Source organism: Paenibacillus ilasis (genome assembly GCF_043195395.1).
GTDB classification, from domain to species: domain Bacteria; phylum Bacillota; class Bacilli; order Paenibacillales; family Paenibacillaceae; genus Paenibacillus_AQ; species Paenibacillus_AQ lautus.
Window position 1 is genome coordinate 706461 of record NZ_JBHDJG010000001.1, and the last position, 21258, is coordinate 727718.

Genomic DNA, 21258 nt, shown 5'->3' on the forward strand with positions numbered 1-21258 from the left:
CGGTTGTCAGTACCTGGGTTTTATCTAAAAGGATATCCGATGCAGAACATTCCAGCAGGCGCAATTCAATTAAGGGACGACCGTATAAAGTCTTCGTGGACGGTCGAGGTGAACGCTTTTCAGCTTGCACCGGTTCCTGTTACGAAGGCGCTGTATTTCTCGCTTATGCCACCGTGGGCAGGTTTTGCTGACGTCACGCGGGTTCCGATCGTCGATGTATCATGGAACGATGCAATTCACTTCTGTAACGTGCTATCTCGGCGTTCAGGTCTAAACGAATGTTATTCGGTCACGGAAGATGGTGCGTGTGTGGAGTGTAACTGGGAAACGGATGGCTACCGTCTTCCGACGGAAGCAGAATGGCAATATGCGTGCAGAGCCGGGAGTGATGGCTATCGTTACGGAGAGCTTGATGACATCGCTTGGTATGAAGGGAATTCCGGGGGCGCCCTGCATGAGGTAGGCAAAAAGAGGCCCAATGCGTGGGGGCTTTACGATATGCTCGGAAATGTGTGGGAGTGGTGCTGGGATGTATACGATCCGGACGTATACGGCTCATACAGAGTATTCCGCGGCGGGAGCTGGGCGGAAGAGGCCAGGGGCTGCGGGGCGACATGCCGCCGGCGAAGCCACCCGACGTTTCGGATTGAGGATCTCGGGTTTCGACTGGCGAGATCGATTTCACGATAAAGCTGATCCTTCGGGACCAGCTTTTTTTGATCGTGCAGCACCTAATGAATTTCCAATAAACGTATCGAGACGCCGTCAATTTTCTCCAGATAGTAATAGATGCTAGGTCAATCCTTCACTATAACTAGATATGTTACATAATCTAACGCGATAAATCTTCGTATAATTGCGTATAGACAAGGCTGGAAGACATCAGTAAGATTGGGTTTAACTTTTCGTGGGGGGTGTGGGGAGTTAAGGGGTGCCAGGGGTGAATTGCCGTAGTGTTGATCAAAAACCAGGAAATTCAAGGGATAAGGAGGATAAGAAAATGGTACATGGACCAACATTCAACAATCCGATCGTAGAGCAAGCAGCCGATCCTTGGGTATGGAAGCATACGGACGGCTATTACTATTTTATGGCAACGAGACGCGGATATCTGGAGCTGACACAATCGGCAACCTTGACCGGACTTGCAGAGGGACGGAAGAAAACGATCTGGTCTCCGGAAGCCGGCGGACGCCATAGTTATAACCTGTGGGCGCCGGAAATCCACCATCTGGACGGCAAGTGGTACATTTATTTTACAGCGAATGACGGGGGAGGCGACGAGTCGCGCCAAATATGCGTGCTGGAGAACGGGGAGCCTGATCCAATGGAAGGCGAATGGACATGGAAGGGCGCGCTGCCGACCCCCGTACCCGGCCTGGACGGTACGGTCATGACCGTAGGCAATCAGCTTTATTTCCTGTATGCGGGGTACGGTCATTTCCCGGATTATGGCTCCGCTCTATACATCATGCGCATGACAAACCCTTGGACATTGACGGGAGATCATGTATTACTTACCGCCCCGACCCTGTCCTGGGAAAAACAAGGCGGAATGGCCATTAACGAAGGACCCGTCGTCCTTCAGCGGAACGGCCGCATCTTCCTGGTGTACTCGGCCAGCACTACCTGGTCCGAGGATTATGCGCTGGGAATGCTCACGATGGATGAAACTGCGGATCCGATGGACCCGCTATCCTGGTCTAAATCCATGGAGCCTGTATTTTGCAAAAGCGTGGAGAACGGGGTGTACGCTACCGGTCACAACAGCTTCACGCAATCACCGGATGGCAAGGAGGACTGGATTGTTTACCATGCGCTTCCAGAGCCTGGAGCAGATACGGCCTTACGCTCGACCCGTATCCAGAAATTCGGCTGGAAGCAAGATGGAACCCCGGACTTCGGTGTCCCGGCCAGTGATTCGCAGGCCATAGCGATACCGTCCGGAGAATAATGTATGCGGCTTCATAACGTAAACGAACAGGTATCCCGAGAGGATCGATGATGACGGCAAAGGTGCGTCAGATGCCGCAAGGGTGTAAGTGAATATTCACAGGATTCGATAAACCCCCATTCATTACAGATTATCTGTAATGAATGGGGGTTTATTACGAATGAGAGTGAATCGTGAGGGGAACGTGATTTCATAACAAAAACGGCATTTTTAATCGGATATTCCTTTTGGGATAAGGGTTATCAGTTTATGGATTGTTTCCGATATCTCGATAAACAAAACAAAGAATAAAGAAAATGACTAATTTTAATTACTGAAATTATGTATGAAAGCGTTGACAGAATGAAGTAGTATGCTTATACTTCGGTTAAAGATACAGGATAATTGTATTAAATGAAAGTGTAGGGACTGGTAATGCCGTCAATTTACATGTGAGAGGGGATCCATTGGAATGGCCAAGAGGAGGAGTTGCATTTCAGACCGGGGGGGGCTTAGACACTACGAAGATTGAAGAACGAAAGATAGCAAGCCTTAAACTGGCACCCCTGAAAAAACCACGGAATATTGATCCTCTCAGGCGCTAATGCTGGGGGTGCTCGCAATTATTCATATCATGGGAGGTTAAGCATGAACAGAACGATGAAGCGTTATTTCACTCTGTTATTCATATCCATTTTGATCATTTCGACGGTAACCGCTTGCAGCGGCAAGGCAAATAACGAGCCCGATAATACCGTAACCCAAGAGGAAGGCGTAGAGAAGAATGAGGTGACGTTTGAAGATATCAGCGGGGACATACGCGGCAATAAAGCACCGACGCAGGAGCAAATCGATGAGGTCAACAGCACACTGAACGATACATATCTGGGCGACGTTTTCGAAGAAGTCATTCCTAGCGATTATTCTGCTTATCCCGTTAAAGGCGATGTGGTGCTGGATGTATGGATGCCTGCCAACTCCAACATCCCGGATATGAATAATCACTTGGTTCAGAAGCAGGTAGAGAAGCTCACCGGCATTAAGGTGAACTTCATTACGCCGCCCGTCGGGCAGGAAGCGGATGCCTTTACCTTGATGATCTCCTCCGGCGAGCTGCCGGATATCATCATTGACCCGGGCCGTTATCCGGGAGGCTTGGAAGCGGGGGTAAACGACGGCGCTTACCTCGACTTGACCGACCTGATGGAAAAGCATGCCCCGAATTATTCGGCATGGCGCAACTCGGACGAAACGAGAAGAAAAACGACCGTAACCGATGATGGCAGGCTGCTGGGCTTCTACGGGATCGCTCCATATTCCGAATGGATCTGGTTCGGCACGTTAATCAAGCAGGAAGCGCTGGATAAGACAGGACTTCCAGTCCCGACGACGATAGATGAATGGTATGAATTTCTGAAGAAATCCAAGGAAGTCGGATATAAAGCACCGCTGAATTACGGATCGACGTACGGCCAAATCTTTACCGGCATCATTAATGGCGCATATGGCGTCTGGGACTGGACCTTCCTGGATGAGAACGGCAAAGTCGCATGGGGTCCTGCACAACCGAAAGCCAAGGAATATCTCGCGACGATGCAGCAGTGGAATAAGGAAGGCTTGCTGAATCGGGATTGGGCTACCGCCGATTTCAATCAACGGATGGCCAGCGCGATATCCGACGATACGGCCGTCATGATGGACTCACCGGATACGATGTGGAGCTACTGGAAAGTGCAGAACGATATTGATTTCGTGGGGGCGCTGAATCCTGTTCTGAATGAAGGGGACAAATCCGCAACCACCTATAAAAACTTCAAAAGAACCGGAACCGGTGCAGCCATCACCACTCAGAGCAAAAATGTCGAAGCTGCAATGGCATGGCTGGATTTCAACTTCAGCAAAAAAGGCTGGGAGCTCATTAACTTTGGCGAGTACGGCACGGTGCATTTGGTGGATGAACAAGGAATGCCTTATTACCCTGAAAACAGTTACATCTACAATGATCCGGACGGTCAGCCGGTCGACGTCACACTTTGGAAATACCGCTGGCACAGTTGGCCGAACATTCGCGATGAGCATAATGCCAACCCGTTGATCTCGGCGAAAGGAAGCTATTCCGGAGATATCCGAAAGAATTGGACGGAAAACATGGATACCAGCATGGCGATGCCGCCGATCACCTTCACGAAAGAAGAAGCCTCGCGCGAAGCCGAGCTTGGAAACCAATTGTCCACGCTGCGCGGAGAATACTTTGCGAAGATCATTATGGGCGAATTGCCGGTTGATGCTTACGATAAATTTTTGAAGGAAGCGCAAAGCATGGGGCTGGACGAATTCTTAAGTCTCCATCAGGCAGCCTTGGATCGGTATAACCAACGATAGTTTTCATAATAAGAACAGGTGGTTGATTCATGGAGATATTACGGAAAAACAGGGGAATAGACCATGTCCAGACGCCCTCGGAGCCCAAGAATACCAAACGGTTGATTCAAAAGGATCTGAAAAAGAATTGGTTCGTCTATCTGATGGCCCTTCCCGTCGTGGCGTGGTTCTTGATCTTCTGCTACGGGCCGATGTGGGGCGTCATGATCGCATTCAAGGATTTCAAGCCCTTGCTGGGATTCGCGGATAGCGATTGGGTGGGATTCAAACATTTCATCGATTTTTTCTCCGGACCCTATTTTTGGAGAGTCGTCAAGAATACGCTCCTGCTGAATGTGTGGGGCATCGTGTTTGGATTTACGGCACCGATTATCCTGGCATTGCTGCTGAATGAAGTTCGCTCTTCCAAATTTAAGCGGACCGTACAAACCATTACGTATATGCCGCATTTTATTTCACTGGTGGTTGTGTGCGGGATCATTCACATCTTTACGGCCAATGAAGGGGTCGTCACGCAGCTGCTCTCATTCATAACGGGAAAAGACTACTCATCCCTTCTCGGGTATTCCAATTTGTTCCGTCCGATTTATACCTTCTCCGGAATCTGGCAGAGCATCGGATGGGACAGCATCATTTACCTGGCTGCGATGAGCTCCATCGATCCTTCGTTATATGAAGCGGCCGATATCGACGGGGTCGGCAGGGTGAAAAAAATGTGGTACATTACGCTGCCCCAGATCAGTCCGGTCATCATCATCCTGTTTATCTTTGCGATCGGCGGATTGATGGCTTCCGGTTACGAGAAAATTATCCTGCTCTATAATCCTTTAATCTACGATACGGCGGATGTCATCGCTTCCTATGTTTACCGCAGGGGCTTGAGGGAAGCGAGCCTAAGCTATTCCACTGCCGTCGGATTAATAAGCTCCATCGTGAATTTCGGGCTGTTATGGATGACAAATACCATCGTAAAACGCAGGTCTGAATCCAGCTTATGGTAAGAGAGAGGGAAGGTTATGGAGGATATCAAGCAACTCAAAGTGAAACGAAGCAGGAAGCATAAAAGCATAGGAGACCGCATATTCGACTTTACGAACTATACGCTGTTAACCGCGTTAACGTTGGTGTGTTTTTATCCCATATTGCATATCTTGTTTGCTTCCGTCAGCGATCCCAGCGCCTTGATGGCACATAAAGGGGTATTGTTAAAGCCGCTGGGATTCACGCTCGATGGTTACAAGCTGGTGTTTAAAGACAACAGCCTGCTGAAGGGGTACATGAATACGATCATTTATGTGGGACTGGGCACTTTGGTCAATATGGTCATGACGATATTGGGCGCGTACGTCCTCTCCAGGCGGGACTTGTATTTCAAGAATTTCATCATGATTCTGATTACGATCACCATGTTTTTCGGCGGAGGACTGATTCCCTGGTTTCTGTTAATGAAGGACATCGGCTTGTACAACAATCTGTGGGCGATGATTCTGCCGACTGCTTTAAGCACTTGGAATATCATCATTTTAAGAACCGGATTCCAATCGATTCCGAGAGAGCTGGAAGAAGCGGCATTGATTGATGGCGCAAGCCAGGCCAACATCCTCATCACCGTGATCCTGCCGCTGTCGAAAGCCACGCTGGCCGTTATCTTCCTGTACTATCTGGTTGGCAATTGGAACTCATGGTTTAATGCCATGGTCCTGCTGAAGGACAGGGAACTGTTTCCGTTACAGCTGTTAATGAAGGAGATTCTGGTCGCCAATGATTCGACGGCCACCACGATCGGCAGCGCGGGCGGAGTCGTTATTAACAGCGCCCAGAGCTCGACCGCGTTCCGGGAGCTGGTTAAATATTGCGCGATCGTGGTTTCAACGGTGCCTATATTAATGGTGTATCCGTTCCTGCAAAAGTATTTCGTGAAAGGCGTTTATGTGGGTTCGATTAAAGGCTAGATCTTCAACCGTATAGATAGAGATTGAATCATTAGGAGTGAGTTGCATCATGTTGACAGAAGTTAGCAAGGCACAAAAGGTTCGCCATGAATATCCGAGACCCCAGTTTCAGCGCAAAGAGTGGTTAACCCTCAATGGCGAATGGGATTTCCGTTTTGATGATGAAGCCATCGGCGAGGATGCAGGGTGGTATCAGGCGGAAGCGCAGGCTTCCTTTACGAGGAAGATCAACGTTCCCTTTACGTTCCAAAGCAAGCTGAGCGGCATCGAAGATCCTTCCTTTCATGATGTCGTGTGGTACCGCAGAACGTTCGAAATTCCGCAGGACTGGAACGGAAAACGGATCGTGCTTCATTTCGGTGCCGTGGATTATATGGCCAAAGTGTGGGTAAACGGGCACTTAGTAGCCATGCATGAAGGCGGGCATACACCATTCCAGGCGGACATTACGGCTTCGCTCGTGAAAGGAAGCAACACGCTCGTGCTGCGGGCGGAGGATTTCAGCCGCGACGTCACCCTGCCGCGGGGCAAGCAATACTGGCTTGAGCATTCGGCAAGCATCTTCTACACCCGTACGACCGGCATCTGGCAAAGCGTGTGGTTGGAGCCGGTGTCCCCGGTACATCTGAGCAAAACGATGATGACGCCCGACATCGACCGCAACGAAATTCGCATCCGGACCTTCCTTGAGGGCTATAAGGCGACGGAGGACCTCAAACTGCAGATCACCGTATCGTATAAAGGTGAATTGGTTGTCGAAGATCAATATGCAATCCGAAACCCGGAGCAGCTGCGGACTATCGGGCTGAGCGATTTTACGGACCATGGTCTGGGACGCCTGTGGAGCCCCGAGCATCCCAACCTGTACGATATCGAATTCCGCCTTGTTCAAGATGGGAACGTCGTCGATCAAGTATCCAGCTATTTCGGGATGCGGAAGGTATCGATCGAGAACGGCAAACTGTGCCTGAATAATCGCCCGTATTTCCAGCGGCTGGTGCTGGATCAAGGTTACTTCCCCGAGGGAATCCTGACGGCGCCGTCGGACGAGGCATTAAAGCGCGACGTGGAGCTGACGAAGGAGATGGGGTTCAACGGCGTAAGAAAGCACCAAAAGACGGAGGACCCCAGGTTCCTGTACTGGTGCGATAAGCTTGGCCTGCTGCTATGGAGCGAGGCGGCCAACGCGTACGAATATTCCGAGTCGTATGTTCGCCACTTCACGGCGGAATGGCAGGAGATCATCGAGCGGGACTATAACCATCCCTGCATCATAACCTGGGTCCCGCTGAATGAAAGCTGGGGTGTTCCCAATGTCCAGATGGATAAGCGCCAGCAGCAGCATGGGCTCGCCATGTACCATCTAACCAAGTCGTTGGACGATAGCAGACCGGTTGTATATAACGACGGATGGGAGCATATGACCACGGACCTGGTTACCATTCACGACTATGAGTGCCGCCAGGAAGTGTTGGAAGAACGGTATGCAACAGCCGCGTCCGCGGTGGAAGCGATGCCGGCGAACCGAAGAATATTCGTCGGCGGCGCTTCTTATGACGGCCAACCCATTCTCGTATCGGAGTTTGGCGGCATTGCCTTCAAGAAGAGCGAATGGGAGGGCTGGGGGTATTCCGGAGCCGAGAACGAGGAGGACTTCCTGATCCGGCTCAAAGCCGTGGTGGATCCGATGTTCTCATCCCCGGTGGTTCAGGGATACTGCTACACGCAGCTGACGGACGTCGAGCAGGAAATCAACGGCCTGCTTACGTATGACCGTAAGCCGAAGGCGCCGCTCGAAACCATTCGCAAAATCATGACGGGCCAATAGGAGGTGGAGAAAATGGACGCGACGCATGCCTATGAAGGCGTATACCATAACGAGAAAGCCGTATTCCTGCGGGCAGGAGCTTATGAAGCGGTCATGCTCCCGGATATCGGCGGGAATTTGATATCGTTCCGGGACCTCGATAAGGACTACCGGTTTCTCCATGAACCGACGCTGGAGGAAATGCCGGGCTTCAAAGCAAGACCGATGATTCATGGCATTCCGGTGTTGTTTCCCCCGAACCGGTATCAAGATGGCCGGTTCCGGTGGAACGGTAAAGTCCATCAGCTCCCGGTCAATGAAGAGGCAACCGGTCATCATCTGCATGGATTTCTGTACAACATTCCATGGGAGGTCGATGAATACGGGCATTCCGGGGAGGAGGCTTATGTGACGGTGTCTGTCCGCGTGGATGAACGGCATCCGGTATTCCGAAGCTTCCCGTTCCGCTTCCATATTCAGCTTCGGTACGGCTTAAGCCAGCAGGGGTTATCCCAGCGGGTAACGATCACCAATACAGGCCAAGAAGCGATGCCGTGTTTGCTGGCGTTTCATACGTCCGTTAACGCGCCATTTACCGGGCAAGGCCACGCCCGGGATTACCGCGTAAAGCTGACCGTCGGGAAGCGATGGGAGCTGGATGGGCGCATGCTGCCCACCAGCTCCCACCAGGAGCTGTCCGCGAATGAGCAGGCCATGCAAGGTTCCGGCGTCTATCCGTTCTTTGAAAGCATGGACAATCACTATACCGCCGCGCCTCAAAACGGAAGGAACCGGATGGAGCTTACCGATGGGACGGAGAAGGTAACGCTGGTTTATGACGTAGGGACCTCCTATAAACAATGGATGATCTGGAATAACAAAGCGACCGAGGGTTTCTTCTGCCCTGAGCCGCAGATCAATTTGGTCAATGCACCCAATATGGATATGGAAGCCGAAGAAATCGGGTGTTTCAGCCTGGAGCCGAATGAAATCTGGGAAGAGACCAGCAGGCTGTATGTCAAGGAAAGCCGAGGCTAAAGCCGCACGTGACAGCCAGCCAAGAGATAAATGCAAACAAATTCAACATAAAAGAAGGAGTTAAACATGTCTGAATTAACACTGCCGCGTCCGGAGTACCCCCGTCCACAATGGGTGAGACCCGACTGGATGAATCTGAACGGTTCTTGGCAATTCGAAATCGATCATGGCAGAAGCGGGAAGGAGCGCGGATTCCATGAGCCGGGACATGATCTGTTCGGAACGATCACCGTTCCTTTCTGTCCCGAAAGCAAGCTGTCCGGCGTTGAATATAAGGATTTCATGGCAGCCGTATGGTATAAACGGGATTTTACCGTGCCTGAAGAATGGAAAGGCAGCATCCTGCTTCACTTCGGGGCTGTGGATTACGAGACGGAAGTATGGGTAAACGGTGTATCCGTAGGATCGCATCGCGGGGGATATACGCCCTTTAGCTTTGATATCACTTCGCATGTGATACCGGGCAAGAACGTAATTACCGTCTGTGCGGAGGATGACGTCCGTTCCGGACGCCAGCCGCGCGGGAAACAGAGCGGACGCTTCCACTCACATGGCTGTGATTATACCCGTACGACGGGGATTTGGCAGACGGTATGGCTGGAGCAAGTGCCGGAGGCCTATTTGTCCGACATGAAGCTGGTGGGTGACCCGGATAATGGCTGTGCCCACCTCGAGCTTAGGATCAACGGGAACGCAGCTGGCCATAAACTGTCCGCATCCGCCCTGTACGAGGGGAGAGCCGTAGGGAATGCGAGCGCTGTTGTATCCGGGCATTCCGTCAAACTTACCCTTCCACTGTCGGAGGTTCACTTGTGGGAAGCGGGGCAGGGCAGGCTGTACGATCTGGAATTAACCTTGCAAGGACGAGATCAGGTGAGCGACACCGTCCAATCCTATTTCGGGCTCCGAACCGTTATGCTGGACGGAATGGCATTCCGCATCAACGGCAAATCCGTATTTCAGCGCCTTGTGCTGGATCAAGGCTTCTATCCGGATGGAGTCTATACGGCTCCGAGCGATGAGGATCTCCGCAAAGACATCGAAATTTCGATGGGACTGGGTTTTAACGGCGCAAGGCTTCACGAGAAGATGTTTGAACCGCGCTTTCTATACTGGGCAGACCGGTTAGGATATCTGGTGTGGGGAGAGCATGCGAATTGGGGGCTCGACATTACCACGGCGGAGGGATTGTCCCATTTCCTACCGGAATGGCTTGAAGGGATGGAGCGCGATTTCAATCATCCGGCCCTCATCGGCTGGTGTCCTTTCAACGAGACATGGGACCGTGACGGTGCCAAGCAAAATAACGACGTACTGCGCATTGTATACGAGGTCACGAAGAAAATGGACCCGACGCGTCCCGTGATTGATACGAGCGGCAACTTCCATGTCGTAACGGATATTTTCGATATCCATGATTACGACCAGAACCCGGAGACCTTTAAGAAGCGATATGAGCCGATGAAGAACGGTGGAGAGGTTTACAATAGCTTCCCGAATCGGCAGCAGTATGAAGGCCAGCCTTATTTCATCAGCGAATATGGCGGCATATGGTGGAATCCGGACCAAAAAGACGAGAAGTCCTGGGGTTACGGCGACAGGCCGACATCCGAAGAAGCGTTTCTAACGCGTTATGCGGGCTTAACGAATGTTCTGCTGGATCATCCGATGATGTTCGGTTTTTGTTATACCCAGCTGTACGACGTGGAGCAGGAAGTGAACGGATTGTATACCTATGACAGACGTCCAAAATTCGATCCCGACGTGATTCGCCGCATCAATTCCCGTAAGGCCGCGATTGAAGATTGAGCTGTTGTCATGACCGTTATCGAAGTAGGCGGTGTTACATTTCTGTGTGGTGTATGATTGCATATTATCCGAAAGGAACGTGACGAAGGATGAAGGTGAATTACCGGAATAAATTATGGCTCACGATATGCGCATTCCTTATTCTTCCTATGGGTCAGGCGACACATGCGGCTACGCTTCAAAATAACTTCTACAACGTGGTCATGCAGGAGGGAGCAGATCCATGGGTATATAAACACACCGACGGGTTTTACTACTTCACAAAAACGACCGGCGGAAATGTGACCATATGGAAGTCCGCACAGCTTACCACTATGGATGCAGCTCCGACGAGGGTCGTGGAAACGGGCTGCTGCAGCATCTGGGCTCCCGAATTGCACTACATCAATGGCGCCTGGTATATCTACTATGCCAAGGATGACGGGGATAACGTCAACCACCGCATGTATGTCATGGAGAACACGTCGGCGGACCCGACGCAGGGAACCTGGCAGTACAAAGGCCAGATTACGGACCCGACGAACAAATGGGCGATCGACGGCACGGTGCTGCAAACAGGCGGTCAGCTGTATTTTATCTGGTCCGGCTGGGAAGGGGACATTAATGTGCGGCAGAATCTGTACATCGCCCGCATGAGCAATCCTTGGACGATTGATTCGAACCGCGTTGAAATCGCAAGGCCTACGCACAGCTGGGAAACGAATCATTCCCCACATGTAAACGAAGGGCCTCAGGTGGTTGTGCGTAACGGTCTCATCAACCTGGTATACTCGGCAAGCGGAAGCTGGACCAACGACTATTGCCTGGGTCTCATAACGGCCAGCACAACCAGCGATCTGCTGAATCCGGCATCATGGAGCAAACGCAGCCAGCCTATATTCAAGTCCGGTAACGGTCTGTTCGGACCGGGTCATCATTCGTTTACCAAGTCGCCCGACGGTACGGAGGACTGGATACTCTATCATGTCGCCAAATACAATAATGCCGGGTGGAATCGCGAGGTTCGAACGCAGAAATTCACGTGGCATGCCGACCATACGCCAAACCTCGGCGTTCCTGCGAATCCGAATGCTCCGATAACCCTGCCTTCCGGCGAAGCAACACATACCCGCTACGAGGGTGAGGAGGGAACATTCGGCGGTGTCGCCTATGCATCCCAAAGTCCTAACGGCTCGGGAGGGATGAAGGCCGGGCATATCGATACGCCGGAGAGCTATGTGGAATTCTCGGTGCATGCCCCATCCGCAGGCGAATACGTTCTGCTGGCCCGCACGGCGAACGGAACGGCCGGTGGGAATTGGTCCCATCTTATGCTCAGCGTGAATGCCGGAACGCCAAGCAAGTTCCATATCACGAATAAAGGCTGGGAGAATTGGGGCCTGTCCACGGCAAGGGTTCAGTTAAAGGCCGGCGTGAACAAGATACGTTTCTCAAAAGGCGAAGGATACGGAGAAATCGACTTTTTCGACATCAAGCCGGCGAATTAGGACACAGCGGATGGCTTAGTGGACCGAAAAAATAAAGCGTAACAAGCTTGATCATGGATGGCTTCCGGTTCTCCCGGAGGCCATTTCTGGCTAAGAAAGGAATGATTTTCTTCGACCAGTCTAGACTTATGTCCTATGGCAAAAGGCAGGGGAATGGTGGATGCAAGCCTTTGCAAGCATGATTGTTTTTCATTTCACTAAGAGATAAGATGAATGGTAATGAATATGTTTAAAGGAGAGCGGATTTGTGCTGGAACTTGGTTTTAACGACCCGGAAAGACTGGTCACGGTAGCTCATGCCTTGTCAACGCGTTCTCGGGTTGATATTCTAAGGCTTTTGAATTCCAAGAATTTGAATATCATCGAAATCGCCGAGAAACTCAAACTTCCCGTTTCGACGGTGGCGAGCAACATCAAAGTGCTGGAAGCGGCCGAATTAATCAATACGGAATTGCTTCCGGCTTCGCGCGGGGCAATGAAAGTGTGCAGCCGGAATTATGATGATATCCATATTGCGTTGAATTTGAAGAATTCGGTCCCTAAGGGAGTCACGCATGTCTATGAGGTCGATATGCCGATCGGCCATTACAGCGATTGCGAAGTATCGCCTACATGCGGAATGGCGAATGCCGACGGGTATATCATAAAGGAAGACGAGCCGGCGAGCTTTTACCATCCCAAGCATGTCAATGCCCAGATCATCTGGCTTCGCAAGGGATACCTGGAATATTTGATGCCGATGGATATTCCGGCCGGAGCCCGCATCGAGTCGCTTGAACTGTCCATGGAGATGTGCTCCGAGGCCCCTAATTATGATCATAACTGGCCTTCGAATATTTCGGTGTGGGTCAATGGCGTGGAGATCGGCATGTGGACAAGCCCCGGCGATTTCGGGGATCGGCGCGGCAAGCTGAACCCGAATTGGTGGTACGATTGGGCAACGCAGTACGGGTTTCTCAAAACATGGCGCGTCGATGATGAGAAGACGACGCTGGACATGGAGAAGGTATCAAGCGTTACATTGGATCAGCTGAATATTGCCGCGAGCCCCAAATTGCGGCTGCGCATCGGCATCAAGCCCGATGCCGTGAATCAAGGAGGGCTGAATCTGTTCGGCCGCCAGTTTGGAGATCACGAACAGAATATCATCATGCAGGTAAAATATACGATGGATCAGGATGGGGAAGACCTTTAACCATGCTTTTTGGAAATGGCCGAAGGCTTAGTGTAGAGGTAGAGGCAGAAGAGGCAAGCTTTAGGGCGGTAGCCTTTTTGACGGAGAGGTTTCCCGTTTTTATAAAGGAAAAAGTGGCAGTGCAGAAGGTATTTCTGTGCTGTCGCTTTTTTTGTTTACCGTCAGTAATAGTCGGAGTACACCATGGATCCTTATCGATTGAGGATCATTTCATAAGAAGAGCCCATTCATCTCCCGGTTTACATTCCGTTTAAATAGGGGTGCTACGATTCAAACATCATCCATTAACAAAGAGGAGGAAATCATAATGGAGCATGGATACAGAAAGAAAATAGAGCCTACACCTGGCGACTTGGCCGTTGAGGCTTACGGGCTGGTCAAAACATTCGGCGATAACCGTGCCGTGGATGGCGTGGATCTGAACGTGCGTACCGGAACGATCTACGGAGTGCTTGGTCCGAATGGGGCAGGCAAGACGACCACCATCCGGATGCTGGCGACCTTGCTAAGACCGGATGCGGGTTCGGCCCGAATCTTCGGACATGACGTGCAGGCGGAATCGCAGGTCGTTCGTCAGTTGATCGGGGTAACCGGCCAATACGCGTCGGTGGACGAATCGCTCAGCGCCACGGAGAATCTAATTATCTTCTCCCGTTTGCTTGGTTTGGGGCGTACGGAGGCACGGCGCAAGGCCGATGAGCTGCTAGAGGAATTCGGTTTGTCGGAAGCCGCGAAACGGCCGCTGAAAAATTTCTCCGGCGGCATGCGGAGAAGACTGGATCTGGCCGCAAGCCTGATTGCCCAGCCGCCGCTCATCTTCCTGGATGAACCAACGACGGGGCTGGATCCCAGGACGCGTTCCCAGATGTGGGATACGATCCGCCGATTGGTGAATACCGGTTCAACGGTATTGCTGACCACGCAGTATCTGGAAGAAGCGGATCAACTGGCAGACCGCATCGCCGTTATCGATTACGGCCGGGTCGTGGCCGAGGGGACGGCGGATGAACTGAAGATGTCGGTAGGCACTTCCTCGCTGCATTTGACCGTCCAGCATTCACAGGACATGGATCGCGCCCGCCATACCGTGGAACAAATGCTGGGCGTCCATGCCAATGTATCGCCGGAAGCCGGAAAGATTACGGCTCCGATGGCTAATGCGGGTCTTGTTACAGATCTGCTGATCGAGCTGCGCGCGGCAGGAATCGGCTTGTCCGAGATGAGTGTGCAGAAGCCGACCCTGGATGAGGTGTTCCTGACGATCACAGGCCACGGCGTGAAGGAAGACGCTGCCCAAGGGTCTTATGAAACCAATGATAGAGAGGTGGCACGGGTATGAGCAGCACCATGATTCAGCCTGGGACGGAACGTCAGCTTAAGAACCGCACGAGTTTGGGGCAGACGATCCGAAATTCGTTGACGATGGCCTACCGCGGGCTGCTGAAGCTCCGGCGCACGCCCGAGCAGTTGTTTGACGTCACGTTTCAGCCCATTCTTTTTACGCTGATGTTCACTTATATTTTTGGAGGCGCCATCTCCGGTGACGTGGCGAGTTATTTGCCCGTCATCATTCCCGGCATCCTCGTCCAGACCGTGATTACGACTTCCGTCGTCACAGGCGTTCAGCTGCGCGAGGATATGGATAAAGGCGTATTCGACCGATTCAAATCGCTGCCGATTGCGCGCATCGCACCGTTGGCTGGTGCCCTGCTGGCAGACACGATTCGGTATACCATTGCAACGGTGCTTACCTTTACGATGGGATATATTATGGGATATCGGCCCGAGGGCGGCTTGGGATATGTTGCTCTTGCGGGGGTGGTCGTCATTTTGTGCTCATGGGCCATTAGCTGGATCTTTGCTTTCTGCGGCGTGATTGCAAGATCCGCCTCCGGCGTGCAGGGGATATCGATGATCGTGCTGTTTCCGCTCACGTTTCTCTCCAACGCGTTCGTGCCGGTGGATACGATGCCGGGCTGGCTGCAGTGGTTCGTCAATATGAATCCGATCTCGCATCTTGTGACAGCCGTTCGGGATCTCACCAACGCCGGCACTGTGGGCTGGGATCTCACGATATCCTTGGTTGGCGCCGCGGTCATCGTGGCCATATTTGCTCCCATTACGGTTCGTGCGTACATGCGCCGCACTTGATACCAAGAGGGCAAAACTACCGGTGTTTACCCATGCTGCCGGGGAAAGCAGGACATCTGTCCGAAACGCAGGTTGACATCGAATTATGAATTCACTATACTGTCTGTAATCTTATAAGCGACATACGTTGAAAGAGCCCAGTAGCAGCTTGGTCCCTGTTCTAGAAAGCCGGGGGGTGATGGAACCCGGTACACACCAAGGCGGCGAATTACACTCTGGAGTATCTCGGGTAATGCCGAGCGGAAACGACGAACGATATCTCGTCTAATGAGCGGCATGAATGACGCGCGGCAGCGTGCAGATCATTCGTGCAATCTGGGTGGTAACACGGTTAATAATCGTCCCTATGTCTATAACAGACAAGGGGCGATTTTTTGTTTTTCAACGAGTTGGGCGTTTCGTTATAAGGAAATTACTGAATTGAAGGAGTGTAAACACTGTGAATATTATCGACGAACTGGAATGGCGCGATGCGATCAACCAACAGACGGATGCCGAAGGCCTCCGGGAGCTTACGAATGAAAAATCAATCTCGCTGTACTGCGGCGTAGATCCAACGGGCGACAGCATGCATATCGGTCACCTGATTCCCTTCATCATGCTCAAACGCTTCCAGCTTGCCGGCCATCGTCCGGTCATTCTGATCGGGGGAGCGACCGGCACCATCGGCGATCCAAGCGGACGTCAAACCGAGCGCTCGCTGCAGACACTGGAGCAGGTTCAGGCTAACGTCGACGCGTTGACCGGACAAATGAAAAAGCTCTTCGTAACCGAGGGCGACAATCAAATCCGCATGGTCAACAACTACGACTGGACGCATAAAATCAACATTATCGAATTCTTGCGCGATTACGGGAAAAACTTCAGCATTAACTCGATGCTGGCGAAGGACGTGGTTGCGAGCCGGCTTGACAGCGGCATTTCATTCACGGAATTCTCTTACCAAATCCTGCAGTCGGTTGACTACTTGCATCTGTACCAGCATGAAGACGTACAGCTGCAAATCGGGGGATCGGACCAATGGGGCAACATTACAAGCGGCCTGGACCTGATCCGGAAGAAGGAAGGACCTGAGGCAAAAGCATTCGGCCTGACCATTCCGCTCATGCTGAAGGCCGACGGCACAAAATTCGGCAAAACGGCCGGCGGCGCGATCTGGCTCGACCCGAACAAAACAACGCCATTCGAGTTCTACCAGTTCTGGGCGAACACCGACGATCGCGACGTTGTGAAATACCTGAAGTACTTCACGTTCTTGACCAAAGAGCAAATTGATGAGCTGGCCGAAAAGGTGCAGAGCGAGCCGCATAAACGCGAAGCGCAAAAAATGCTGGCTGAGGAAATGACGAGATTCGTGCACGGCGAGGAGATGCTGGAGCAAGCCAAGCGCATTACGGCGGCCTTGTTCAGCGGCGATATTAAATCCCTTACGGCCGATGAGATTGAGCAGGGCTTCAAGGAGATGCCGACATTCGAAGCCACGCCGGAAACGAAGAATATCGTGGACTGGCTTGTGGATCTGGGCATCGAGCCTTCCAAGCGGCAAGCTCGCGAGGATATCACCAAAGGCGCCATCTCGATGAACGGCGAGCGTATCAGCGACGTCGGTCACGAGGTGACAGCCGACCAAGCGATTGGCGGCCGGTTCATCATCATTCGCAAAGGCAAGAAAAACTACAGCTTGGTGAAAATGTCCTAGAAGACGGTATAACCATCGGGGAGAACGGTGTCCCTGGACGAAAACACCCGTAAAAAGCCGCTAAACACGTTTCAAGGTGCTTAGCGGCTTTTACATTAACAGGTTAGCCAGAATCTTCTGGTTGGCCTTTTTACTAGAGATGGGAAAGAATAACTTCGGAGGCTTACCCTCCTGATCTCGCCAGTAAACATTTGCTATATGAGGTCTGTCTTGAGAGGGTTCGTCGATTGGCGTTATTCTTTTATTTGAAAGTTTCTCTCTTTTAATAGGATAATATCTGTAGTGTTAAAGGAGGTAGATGATATCATGAACATTCAACTGCAGACCGAGCTGTGTGAGCTGTTCCAAATCCGTTATCCGCTCTTTCAGGCAGGAATGGCCGGGGGACCGACGACAGTTGAGCTGGTCGCCGCCGTATCCAACGCAGGCGGACTCGGGACGCTGGGTGCGGCTTATATGGAGCCGGCTGCCATTCGCCAGAGCATTCAGGAGATTCGCAAGCGGACGGATCAGCCTTTTGCCGTCAATCTTTTTGCGCCCAGTGCCCCGGATGGCCAAGAGCGAATCGGAGAAGTTCAACAGGAGCTAAACCGGATGCGGGATGACCTTGGCATTCCCCATGCAGGCAAGGATCTCGTAACTACCCCGGATTGGTTCGAGGAGCAATTCGCGGTTCTGATCGAAGAGAAGGTGCCCGTCATTAGTACGGCATTCGGGATTCTGGATGAGCCTCATATGCAGCAAGCGAAAGCAGCCGAGCTTCGGGTTGTTGCGATGGCAACCACGGTCCGTGAAGCCATATTGGCTGAGCAGGCAGGGTGTGATGCCGTCGTTGCCCAAGGCAGCGAAGCGGGCGGACACCGTGGAACGTTTGACATTTCGGAGCACACGATGGGTGCCCAAATCGGAACGTTTGCCTTGGTACCGCAAATCGTGGATCGCGTCAAGATTCCCGTGATTGCCGCCGGAGGCGTGATGGATGGACGCGGACTCGCGGCATCGCTTGTTCTTGGAGCCCAAGGCGTTCAGATGGGGACGCGATTCCTGACCGCGGTTGAATCGGGTGCGCATGAGGTTTACAAACAAGCGCTGCTTCGGAGTACGGAAGAGAGCACGGTGATCACCAAAGCGTTCTCGGGCCGGCCTGCAAGGGGCATCCGCAATGCATTCATCAGGCAATGGGACGAGAGCGGCATGGAGCCGCTGCCCTTTCCTACGCAGAATACGGTGACCCGTGACATTCGAAACGCAGCTAATCGCCAAGATAATCCGGAGTATATGTCATTGTGGGCGGGGCAAGGCACAAGAGGGCTGACTTCGGGACAAACGGCAGCGGATATTGTGGCCGAGACGATCCGGGAAGCACTGTTGTTCTGCGTGAATCCGATCATTTAAAATGAGAGCGGATTATGCTATACGCTTAGGAAAACATGAAGCAGCAGGCCACCTAAGGAAAAACCTTGAGGCGGCCTGTAAAGCTTTTTGCTAGAAACCGCCGTAAGTATCTCCGCCTTCGCCGCTCCACGTCATCTCCACGAAGGAGGATGGATTGGAAGACGTCGCTGTTTTGGAACCGGAAGCGTAGAGCCCCCCGGCAACCCCGGTCATTGTATAGTCGGTATATAATTTGTTCGAAGTATAGTTCGTGTAAATCATCGCTCCCGACATATTGGATGCGGTTACGTTCTTAAGCTCCAAATTGCTTCCGTAGGACACTCCGTCCGAGGCCGTGGTTTTGCTTGTTCTGAACGCCTGGCCCGTGGCTGCATTGTTTTTGACCGTGGTGTTGATAATCTGTACATCATTGGCCCGCATGAATATTCCGTTGTTGCCCACGGTTGATTCCGGTACCGTATTCTGAAAGTCAACCGTGCTGCCGATCACTTTGATATGATGCGTGCCCTCTTTGAAATCAAAGCCGTCGTTTTTGGTCTGTATGGCGCTGCAATTCAGGAACGTAATATAACCGCTTCGATCCGGATTCGGCAGTGTGGTCCAGTTCTGATCGGCATCCCCCACATAGAAGCCCTCGCCGAATTTTCCGCCTTGCCCCGCACTTTGTGCGGTACTGTTCGAGACAAGCCAGTATTGGCTGTTTTTCCGAATCTTGAACGCTTCTGCCGTCGTATTTTTGACCGTTACGTTGGTTACGTAACCATGTGAGGCTTCGATTAGAAGCCCTTTGTTCGATTTGGCATTGGAGTTAATCGTCACATTCTCCAGCTTGTAATAGCTGTTTTTGATATGGAATGCGGCATTTCCCGCCGATGCCGTGAAATGAAAGGTAGCCCCGCCGCCCGTGCCGCGAATCGTGATGTAATTGCCTGACGATCCGCTCCTGGAGGTTGCAATGGTTCCATCCGACACCGAGTAGCTCCCGGACACTTCGATAATGTCGCCGGGATTCGCACTGGCTAAGTAGCTCCGCAGCGTCGCAACGTCACCGGCCGGGACCGTTTTGGTTGCCGCCTTTACAATGTGACCAGGGTAGAATGCGAATACAAGCATGAAGCAAAATAAAGATACCATGCCAAACTTGAATGATGGCTTGATCATCATGAAACCTCCCCGCTATTTTGGACACTATTCATCGTACCGTCGCATTTTTGCCTTGCGTTTTTTCTGTGCGAAACACATCACCTCACAATCAGAACTATTGTTTAAGCGCTCTAATTATAATCCAATCCCAATATCACATTGCTGTTCGAAAATATCATAATTTCGTCTGCATTCGATACTGAAGGGGCGTCATGCCGTACTTTTTTTTGAACATCGCGATAAAATACGAGGGGTAGTTAAATCCGGTCTGTTTACTGATGTCTTCGATTGTCAGAGACGGCAAGCCAAGAAGCGTTCTGGCTTCATCCAAACGCTTGTTGTTTGTATATTCAATGATGGTCATGCCCATCTGCTCTTTGAACAGCTTGGACAAATAACTGGGGGAGAAATGAAGCTCTGCAGCCATTTCGTTAATCGTAAAGGATAGATGATAGTGCTTGTCAATCCACCTTACCATGGCGCCGACAGGCTCGATCGAACCAGCGGCTGTATGATACTTGAAGCCCCCGCTGCGATCCGGCGAGTAAATATGGCTATTGAAGTAGGTGAAGAAATGAAATAAAAACAAGGCGACAACTTCCTTCTGAACCTTGGTCGGAACGCTGGCCAGCATCTCATGCAGCTGCAAAAACTGATTTTCCAAATATAAGGCATCCTTGGACGACAGATGAAACACCTGATTGGACCACGGATGCTCCAGCAATTGTGAAACAGCGGTTGTCAGCTGTGGGAGTGCGGTGAGGAAACGCTCGATGACGGACGCTTTGATTTTCAGCAGGCTGCGAATGTAATTCGGCGGTACGATGACTTTAATATGGTGAATTTGAAAAGGTTTAATCAACACCAGGGTGCCAGGCTTCAGCGAGTACGTTTGATTATTGACGATATATTTTCCGGCGCCCTCGTGAATGTACAGGATCTCCAATCCTTCATGATAATGAAAATATTCCACCGGCTCTGTATGGACGCTTCGATAGTTGAACAGATACAAATTGTCACGCCAGGGAATCGAATGGTGAATTTTCATCTGAAACCTCCTTTTGCATGAATGATAGGGATGATAGGATCAATTACAGGGCCTCAAGCATTTCGGATACATCGTATGCCTAACCCTGCAAATCATGCTTCTGATACTCAAACCCTAAGCGAATGGATTTAACGTACAAGAGGGAATTCCGGGAAGCCGTCGAACATTTTATCATAATATATATGTTAAAAAATGCTGCAATGACGGCATAACGGGGGT

General features: G+C 51.5%; 16 protein-coding genes and 1 other annotated feature. Of the genes, 14 read left to right on the forward strand and 2 right to left on the reverse strand.

Annotated elements, in window-relative coordinates; translation table 11 throughout:
• Positions 1-39: 39 nt before the first annotated feature.
• The 14 genes from ACETK5_RS03540 to ACETK5_RS03605 all read left to right on the forward strand — a co-directional run bounded on the left by ACETK5_RS03540 (position 40) and on the right by ACETK5_RS03605 (position 18848).
• Entirely contained in the window at positions 40-690 is a 651-nt protein-coding gene (locus tag ACETK5_RS03540; protein WP_207797511.1) for a formylglycine-generating enzyme family protein, read from the forward strand.
• A gap of 310 nt (positions 691-1000) precedes the next feature.
• Positions 1001-1954: a glycoside hydrolase family 43 protein gene (locus tag ACETK5_RS03545; protein WP_100538688.1), complete on the forward strand. Its 954-nt coding sequence runs from the start codon at positions 1001-1003 to the stop codon at positions 1952-1954.
• A 627-nt stretch (positions 1955-2581) separates the two neighbouring features.
• A complete protein-coding gene (locus ACETK5_RS03550) occupies positions 2582-4315 on the forward strand; it encodes an extracellular solute-binding protein (RefSeq protein ID WP_100538687.1) in 1734 nt (577 codons plus the stop codon).
• Positions 4316-4344: 29 nt separating this feature from the next.
• Positions 4345-5316, forward strand: a complete 972-nt coding sequence (locus ACETK5_RS03555; RefSeq protein WP_100538686.1) for an ABC transporter permease — start codon at positions 4345-4347, stop codon at positions 5314-5316.
• A 15-nt stretch (positions 5317-5331) separates the two neighbouring features.
• The gene (locus ACETK5_RS03560) at positions 5332-6267 is read left to right on the forward strand and encodes a carbohydrate ABC transporter permease (RefSeq protein ID WP_100538685.1); all 936 of its coding nucleotides are present in this window, start codon (positions 5332-5334) and stop codon (positions 6265-6267) included.
• 49 nt (positions 6268-6316) lie between these two features.
• Entirely contained in the window at positions 6317-8095 is a 1779-nt protein-coding gene (locus tag ACETK5_RS03565) for a glycoside hydrolase family 2 protein (protein WP_394054311.1), read from the forward strand.
• Positions 8096-8107: 12 nt separating this feature from the next.
• On the forward strand, positions 8108-9112 hold the full coding sequence (locus ACETK5_RS03570; RefSeq protein ID WP_100538684.1) for an aldose 1-epimerase: 1005 nt from the start codon (positions 8108-8110) through the stop codon (positions 9110-9112).
• Positions 9113-9178: 66 nt separating this feature from the next.
• The gene (locus ACETK5_RS03575) at positions 9179-10921 is read left to right on the forward strand and encodes a glycoside hydrolase family 2 protein (protein ID WP_394054312.1); all 1743 of its coding nucleotides are present in this window, start codon (positions 9179-9181) and stop codon (positions 10919-10921) included.
• 89 nt (positions 10922-11010) lie between these two features.
• Positions 11011-12408: a family 43 glycosylhydrolase gene (locus ACETK5_RS03580; protein WP_100538682.1), complete on the forward strand. Its 1398-nt coding sequence runs from the start codon at positions 11011-11013 to the stop codon at positions 12406-12408.
• A 247-nt stretch (positions 12409-12655) separates the two neighbouring features.
• Positions 12656-13603 (forward strand): ArsR/SmtB family transcription factor, encoded by a 948-nt coding sequence (locus ACETK5_RS03585; RefSeq protein WP_100538681.1) that lies wholly within the window; start codon positions 12656-12658, stop codon positions 13601-13603.
• Between the two features lie 307 nt (positions 13604-13910).
• On the forward strand, positions 13911-14942 hold the full coding sequence (gene tetA(58), locus ACETK5_RS03590) for a tetracycline efflux ABC transporter Tet(58) subunit A (protein ID WP_100538680.1): 1032 nt from the start codon (positions 13911-13913) through the stop codon (positions 14940-14942).
• Complete coding sequence (tetB(58), locus tag ACETK5_RS03595) at positions 14939-15754, forward strand: tetracycline efflux ABC transporter Tet(58) subunit B (protein ID WP_100538679.1); 816 nt, start codon at positions 14939-14941, stop codon at positions 15752-15754. The genes tetA(58) and tetB(58) overlap by 4 nt, the downstream gene beginning before the upstream one ends.
• A gap of 118 nt (positions 15755-15872) precedes the next feature.
• Positions 15873-16103: a binding site (T-box leader), on the forward strand.
• A gap of 90 nt (positions 16104-16193) precedes the next feature.
• Complete coding sequence (tyrS, locus tag ACETK5_RS03600) at positions 16194-17453, forward strand: tyrosine--tRNA ligase (protein ID WP_100538678.1); 1260 nt, start codon at positions 16194-16196, stop codon at positions 17451-17453.
• Positions 17454-17759: 306 nt separating this feature from the next.
• Positions 17760-18848, forward strand: coding sequence for an NAD(P)H-dependent flavin oxidoreductase (locus tag ACETK5_RS03605; RefSeq protein ID WP_100538677.1), 1089 nt, complete (start codon positions 17760-17762; stop codon positions 18846-18848).
• A 90-nt stretch (positions 18849-18938) separates the two neighbouring features.
• On the opposite strand, the gene ACETK5_RS03610 is transcribed toward ACETK5_RS03605, so the two are convergent.
• Positions 18939-20009 carry a hypothetical protein gene (locus ACETK5_RS03610; RefSeq protein ID WP_243390809.1) on the reverse strand — a complete coding sequence of 357 codons (1071 nt, stop codon included), beginning with the start codon at positions 20007-20009 and terminating at the stop codon, positions 18939-18941.
• A gap of 157 nt (positions 20010-20166) precedes the next feature.
• Positions 20167-21039: an AraC family transcriptional regulator gene (locus tag ACETK5_RS03615; protein WP_100538676.1), complete on the reverse strand. Its 873-nt coding sequence runs from the start codon at positions 21037-21039 to the stop codon at positions 20167-20169.
• Between the last annotated feature and the right edge of the window lie 219 nt (positions 21040-21258).

Bases quoted from the DNA above. Each gene is read 5' to 3' on its own strand.
- ACETK5_RS03605 (WP_100538677.1), top strand. From the start codon at position 17,760: ATGAACATTCAACTGCAGACCGAGCTGTGTGAGCTGTTCCAAATCCGT.
- ACETK5_RS03550 (WP_100538687.1), top strand. From the start codon at position 2,582: ATGAACAGAACGATGAAGCGTTATTTCACTCTGTTATTCATATCCATT.
- ACETK5_RS03555 (WP_100538686.1), top strand. From the start codon at position 4,345: ATGGAGATATTACGGAAAAACAGGGGAATAGACCATGTCCAGACGCCC.
- ACETK5_RS03565 (WP_394054311.1), top strand. From the start codon at position 6,317: ATGTTGACAGAAGTTAGCAAGGCACAAAAGGTTCGCCATGAATATCCG.
- ACETK5_RS03560 (WP_100538685.1), top strand. From the start codon at position 5,332: ATGGAGGATATCAAGCAACTCAAAGTGAAACGAAGCAGGAAGCATAAA.
- ACETK5_RS03610 (WP_243390809.1), bottom strand. From the start codon at position 20,009: ATGATCAAGCCATCATTCAAGTTTGGCATGGTATCTTTATTTTGCTTC.
- ACETK5_RS03570 (WP_100538684.1), top strand. From the start codon at position 8,108: ATGGACGCGACGCATGCCTATGAAGGCGTATACCATAACGAGAAAGCC.
- ACETK5_RS03575 (WP_394054312.1), top strand. From the start codon at position 9,179: ATGTCTGAATTAACACTGCCGCGTCCGGAGTACCCCCGTCCACAATGG.
- ACETK5_RS03540 (WP_207797511.1), top strand. From the start codon at position 40: ATGCAGAACATTCCAGCAGGCGCAATTCAATTAAGGGACGACCGTATA.
- ACETK5_RS03545 (WP_100538688.1), top strand. From the start codon at position 1,001: ATGGTACATGGACCAACATTCAACAATCCGATCGTAGAGCAAGCAGCC.
- ACETK5_RS03580 (WP_100538682.1), top strand. From the start codon at position 11,011: ATGAAGGTGAATTACCGGAATAAATTATGGCTCACGATATGCGCATTC.
- ACETK5_RS03615 (WP_100538676.1), bottom strand. From the start codon at position 21,039: ATGAAAATTCACCATTCGATTCCCTGGCGTGACAATTTGTATCTGTTC.